This window comes from Shimazuella sp. NTD250 (assembly GCF_059510375.1).
Genome location: NZ_JCAJZS010000018.1, coordinates 1 through 7,088, shown reverse-complemented (window position 1 = coordinate 7,088; position 7,088 = coordinate 1). Strand labels below are relative to the sequence as shown.

Annotated in this window: 1 protein-coding gene; it reads left to right on the top strand. The window is 40.6% G+C overall.

Features of this window, described 5'->3' with window-relative positions; genetic code table 11:
• The coding region (locus tag AC5WOF_RS19365; protein WP_496051586.1) for an amino acid adenylation domain-containing protein at window positions 1-7,088 on the top strand (7,088 nt) is incomplete at both ends.

Genomic DNA, 7,088 nt, shown 5'->3' with positions numbered 1-7,088 from the left:
ATGCGATTGGTTCCAAGTGAAACCGGCTGGAAGCAATACTACCGAGCAGAAGGGGAAGCAGAACTGGAAGTAGTGGACCTGCGAGGAAAAGAAAATCCCATCGAGTGGTTGGAACAGAGAGCAGAGAAAGCCCAAGCGAGCTTACATCTAACGGAGGGACCAGTATTCCGGGCGATCTGGTTCCGCTTCTCGGAAACGGAAGGAAGATTGTTCCTCCTTGCTCATCACTTGGTGATGGATGGTGTGTCTTGGCGAATTCTAGTAGAAGACATCGAGACGATCTACCAACAACTTGCAGCTGGAAAACCAGTACAGTTACCCCAGAAAACCAGTTCCTATCGCCAGTGGTCGGAGTATCTTCAGAAATTAGCAACAAGCGAAAGAGTAGAGACAGAGCGAACAAGGTGGGAGAAAGTGCAGTCAACTTCTCTACCATTAGACAAAACAGGAGAAAATACGGAACAATCCGTAGACCAAGTTCAAATTATTTTTTCTCCAGAAGAGACGAAACACATGATCACAAAGACGACTGCGGAAACTCATGCTTCTATAGAGGAAGTACTATTGACTGCACTTGTTTACTCCCTGCAAAAGTGGACTGGGGATAACAAACACACCATCCATATAGAAGGACATGGTCGAGAAGAAATAGAAGGCATGGATCTATCTCGTACGGTTGGCTGGTTTACTTCCCTCTATCCTGTTAACTTAACAGCACAGGGGATGGAACTCACAGAAGTATTGCATCAAACCAAAGAACGTTTAAGACAAGTGAGTAAACAAGGATTGACATATGGTTTGCTTCGACATTTACATCCCAAGCCGTTAGAAGCTAGCAAAGCTTCTATCAGCTTCAACTATTTGGGGAAATTTGTGACCATATCCGATGGTAATGAAGTCCAGCTGATTCAGGGAATAACAACCGAGAACGCAGGAAAATCAAGTGCGCCATCAGCTATTCGGCCACATCTTATTGATGTAGTAGCCGTTCTGATAGAAAGCAAATTACAAATTACCTTGTTATATAGCAATACTGTTTTCCATAAAGCTACGATGATGTATCTTTTAGAACAAATAAGAATCACACTTCAAGAGTTGGAAAAACGAAAAATAGACGAATATGCTTTGTCTGATTTTCCACTTGCCAGGTTGCAATCAAATGAATTAGTAGAGATAAATGGAAAAGAATTAGAATCTGTCTATCCTTTGTCTCCTTTACAAAATGGTATGCTTTTTCATTCTCTTTATCAGCATGAAAGTAGTGAATATGTTGTTCAGATTGGTTTTGTATTGGAAGGTCAACTCCATCTGGATGCTTATCACAAAGCATGGCAAATACTTATCGAGCGTAATTCAGTCTTGCGAACTACGTTTTTATGGGAAGGATTAAACATTCCCCATCAGCTGGTTTATCGTGCTTCCTCCTTAGCTTGGGAAAATGTGGATTGGAGAGAACATCCAGCAGAAGATCAAGAGAAATGGATAGAGGAGTATGTCAAGCAAGATAGAGAACGTGGCTTTGATGTTCAGGATGGACCATTGTTTCGTGTTTATCTGATGCGTTTGGCGAAAGATGTCTACCAAGTGATATGGAGTTACCATCATTTGCTGATAGATGGTTGGAGTATGCCGCTATTACTGAATGAGCTTACTTCCATTTACGAAGCAGTGCTCAAAAATAAACCAATCTTGCTGCCGAGTAATCGTCCGTTTGCAGATTATATGAAATGGATTGCAGAGCAAAATAGAGAAGAAGCAAAAAAATATTGGCAAAAGCAACTAGCAGGGTATGATTCTCCTGTTCAACTAAGTGTTTTGGACATTAATAAAGATACTCAAAGAAAATCTGGTGAATCTTGTGTGTCTTTGTCCGAGCAACAAACAATTGAACTTACTGATTTTTGTCGTGAGCATCATCTTACTTTACACACGTTGTTGCAAGGAACTTGGTCATTGCTGCTAAAAGCTTTTAGTGGAGAGACTGATCTGGTTTATGGAACAACCGTATCTGGTAGACCTGCGGAATTACGTGGAGTGGAAACGATGGTTGGGATGATGATAAACACTTTACCTGTACGGGTAACTATTCCATCCGACCAAGCCATTCTTATATGGCTCAGTCGTTTGCAAAAGTCATTTCAGGAAATGAGGCAGTTTGAATACTGTTCATTGATAGAGATTCAACAGTGGAGCGACATTCCGGAAAGCAAAAATTTATTTGATTATTTATTTGTATTTGAGAATTATCCCACTAAGGAACAAAGCAAAGAAGCGGAATTATCGATGCGGTTTACACAAGGTAAAGAAGAAATTCATTATCCACTGACATTAGTAACAGCAGCCGATAAACAACTGCATTTCAAATGGATGTACCATATGAATCAATTTTCGCTTCCTGTGATTCGGCAGCTACAGACCTGTTTTATTTCCTTATTGGAGCAGATTGTTTCTGGAGAACACATACGCTTAGAGGACCTTTGTTTTACAAGTTTAGAAGAGCAAAAATTATTACATGTATGGGCTGAGGCAGATCAACTTGATCACCCATTGTATAAATTGCCGTCAATTGGTCGTCCGATTTCAGGGCGAAAAGTATATGTGTTAGATTCCAACAAACAACTTGCCCCTATAGGAGTTACAGGGGAGTTGTGGATTGGTGGAAATGGGTTAACAAGAGAGTATGAGAATCAACCAGACATTACAAATGAATGTATTGAACACCCTGCTTTTGGTCGTATTTATCGGACAAGTGATAAGGTCAAATGGTTACCAGATGGAAACCTTGCATTTGTTGGCCGAAATGATTCCCAAGTGAGGATAAATGGTTTTTGGTTAGAGCTCGGAGAGATTGAAACAGTCCTTGTTTCCCATCCAACTATCCAAGATGCAGTAGTTATTGCAAGGCAGCAGGATTATGGTAAACAACTGGTGGCTTATGTCGTAGCAGATCAAGAAGCAAAATCCGAATGGCAAACTTATGTGGCAGACCGTTTGCCTGCCTATATGGCGCCGCAGTTGTATATCGTTTTAGATCGTTTGCCACTAACCGTAAATGGAAAATTGGATCGAAAAGCTTTGCCGATGCCGACGAATGCAACGCAGAAGTATGAAGCCCCAAATGGAGAAAAAGAAGCAAAGCTTTGTGAAATTTGGTCCTACATTTTAGAGATTGATCGTTTGGGGGCAAATGACAATGTTTTTCAGCTAGGTGCTCATTCGTTGTTAGTAACACAAGCCGTTTCACGAATGAATCGGGAATTTCAAGTGAAATTACCACTCCAAGTTATTTTTGAACATCCAACTATTCGCTCGATGGCTGCTCAACTTCCAACGAAAGGGAAAGAAGAAAGATTGAAATACATCGATCGTTCCACACCCCTTCCTTTATCGTATGCAGAAAAAAGGTTGTGGTGGATGAATCAATTGCTGGAAAAGAAAGAAGCCTACAACGTTCCAGTCGCATTCGAAAGGGAAGAGGAATTAGATCTATCAGCTTGGGAGTTAAGTTTAGAGCAGATGATGATAAAACATGAAATATTGCGAACGAGTTATGTGGAGGAAGAGGAGAATGTTCAAAGAATTATTTCCAAGGAAATAAAGGTACCACTTTCCATAGTGGAGAGCAAAGAACAGTTACATTCAATAGCAAATGAACCATTTGATCTCACAACACCTCCTCTTTGGAGAATAGCGATCACAAAAGACTTAAAACAATGTTTGTTTGTCATGCACCATATCATTACTGATGGTTGGTCATTTGATCTGTTTTTCACAGAACTTTGTGCGATCTATCAAGCTGTATTAGCAAAGGAATGGAAACAAGAAGAGCAAGAACTTTTGCAGTATGCAGATTATGCAGCTTGGCAAGAGACTCAAGATTTGGATACGAGTTATTGGCAAAAGCAGTTAGCCGATTTGTCAGTACTCTCTTTGCCGACTGATTATTCAAGACCAAAAGTTCGCAGATCCCGTGGGGATGTAGTGTCGATATCTTGGGATAATGAATTATGGCAGAGCATTCGAGCGTTGGCAAAAGAGTCTGATGCTACACTCTTTATGACTTTACTTGCCATGTATCAAGTGTTGTTACACCGCTATAGCGGTCAACAAGATATTGCGGTGGGGACACCAATTGCAAACCGTGAGCATTTAGAAACAGAAAAAATGATTGGTTTCTTTGTCAATACACTTGTCATGAGAGGGGATTTGACAAAGAATCCGACCTTTCGTTCTTTTGTACAACAAATCCGACAAACTGCACTTGATGCTTATCGACATCAATCGATCCCGTTTGAAAAAGTAGTAGAAGAAGTGGCTCCAGAACGAAGTCTGGATTATTCTCCTTTGTTCCAAGTGATGTTTACGTTGCAAGAGAAAAAACAAACAGATCGCATGGGTTTTGCAGGAAAAGAATTACCTATTACTACTACCAAATATGATATTGCATTATCGATTGGAGAACGTGAATCAGGTGCAGATCTTGTTTGTGAGTACGATACTGATTTATTTAGTCGTCAGACAATGGAGCGATTATGTAAGCATTTGTCGAATTTAGCCCGTGAGTTGGTTTCTGATCCAGATCAAAAAGTAGGAGAAGTTTCCTTCCTTACTCTCGATGAACAAACAGAGCTTCTGCAACCAGTAGCAAATTCCCGCCTCATGTCTGTTTTATCTATCCAAGATAGAATTAAACACCAAGCTATTTCCACACCTACTGCCATTGCAATGGAAGACAACGGTAACTTGATTTCCTACAGAGAATTAAATCGAAAAGCCAATCAACTTGCGCATTATTTACGACAGCATGGAGTAATGGCAGGAGATTTTGTCGGGATTTGTATGGAGAGATCGGCAGATTTGGTTATTTCCGCTCTAGCTGTTTTAAAACTAGGAGCAGCCTATGTACCCATTGATCCTGCTTATCCGGAGTCGAGAATTACGTATCTTGTCAAAGATGCTAAGTTGAGCCTTTTACTTGCTCATTCAAAGCAGAGACATAAAATGGAAACTTCAACTTTTTATCTTGATGAAATATGGGATGAAGTCAAACTTTTTTCAGCAGATGAGATGGAGGTGATCACACCGATCACTGATTTGGCTTATATGATTTATACCTCAGGTTCTACAGGATTGCCGAAAGGGGTAATGGTATCGCATGAATCCCTGCTACATTTAGTGCAATGGCATTGCAAATTTTATGCACTCACTCCACTAGATCGAACTACTTTGTTGGCAGGTCCAGCTTTTGACGCATCTGTATGGGAAATTTGGCCTACTTTAGTAAGTGGTGGAACATTGGTTGTGCCGTCAGAAGAAATAAGGGTAGACCCTGAGAAATTAAAGACTTTTTTGTTAGAGGAACAAATATCGGTCAGTTTCGTTCCAACTCCGTTGTTAGAAAGCCTCTTGGTGCTGGATTGGCCAGCACAAGTTGCACTTCGGTATTTGTTGACAGGAGGAGATGCTTTACGCATTTATCCACCTGAAAATTTTCCCATTTCTGTTGTCAACCATTATGGTCCAACGGAAAATACGGTTGTTTCGACAGCAGTGGAACTAAAACAAGGTGTTCATCAGTCTACACCACCCATTGGGAAGCCAATTGACTATGTGACCGCTTTTGTATTAGATGCTTATGGTAATCCAGTTCCAACTGGAGTGGCTGGGGAATTGTATGTCGGTGGATCAGGATTAGCAGTTGGATACTATAACCAACCTGTATTGACAGCTGAAAAATATATGCAGCATCCTACTTTTGGACGACTATATCGGACAGGAGATCAAGTCAAACGTTTAGGCGATGGTAACCTGCAATTTTTGGGTCGCTTTGATCGACAAGTAAAAATACGTGGCTTCCGCATTGAATTAGGTGAAATTGAAGCATTTCTTAGTCAATTTGATTCTGTATCTGACACAGTAGTGCTAGAACAAAAGGGACAATTAATCGCTTATGTAGTGCCTAGCTGCCAAGAGGAATCTCATGAAGTGAGCTGGCGAAATACCTTACATGAGAAGTTACCTAGTTATATGGTTCCAACTCATTTTGTCATCTTAGAAGAAATACCATTGACAGCTAATGGAAAAATAGATCGAAGTAAATTACCGGAAGTTTCCTTCTCGCGAGTAGATACCTTTGTAGCTCCTCAAACTGAGGAAGAGAAACAAGTGGTTGCTATTTGGGAAGATGTATTAGGAGTAGAGGTTGGACTACAAGACAATTTCTTTTTACTAGGTGGACATTCTCTGTTGGCTACGAAAGTAATAGCTCGGATGAACCAACTACTGCCCTATATGATCAATCTACGGAAACTTTTTGAAACACCAACAATTGCTGGTATCTTGGCAAGTGCAAAAGCGACAGAGAAATCTGTACAGTTTAAGCGAAAAGAACGACCAGCTAAGCTTCCTTTGTCATCAGCTCAAGAAAGATTGTGGATTTATCATCAGTTGCAACAAAATAGTGTTGCTTACCATATTCCATTGGCTATGAAGTTAAACGGGGACTTACAGGTGGAAGCCCTAGAAAAAGCTTTTCAGTTGATAGTGGATCGACATGACTCTTTAAGAACAACTTTTTATGAAGAGCAAGGGATAGTTTATCAGGCCATTCGACCAAAAGGAAATGGATTAGTGTTTCAAGTTTGTTCGATTGATGAAGCATTAGAGTGCATGAATCAAGACGTGCAAACACCATTTGATCTCTTACAAGATTCTCTTTATCGTGCATATCTCTATCAAGTAGATCACAAAGTTTCTGTTCTTTATATCAATTTGCATCACATTATTGCGGATGGTTGGTCGATTCAGCAATTATTGCAAGAGTTATGGATGGCTTATACTGCGATATGTCAGGAACAGACACCTTCTTTACCAGCACTACCCATCCAATATGTCGATTACGCTCTACAGGAACAGGCATGGATGAAAAGTGAAGTGATAAAGCAGGAGTTGAGCTACTGGAAAGAACAGTTGTCCGATTTGCCTGTCCTCGATCTTCCAACGGATCATTCAAGAGGACAGGAGCAGACGTTTGCAGGAGCGACGTATTCGGTGGTTTTACCAGAAGAAGTTCGAACTGGATTAACCCA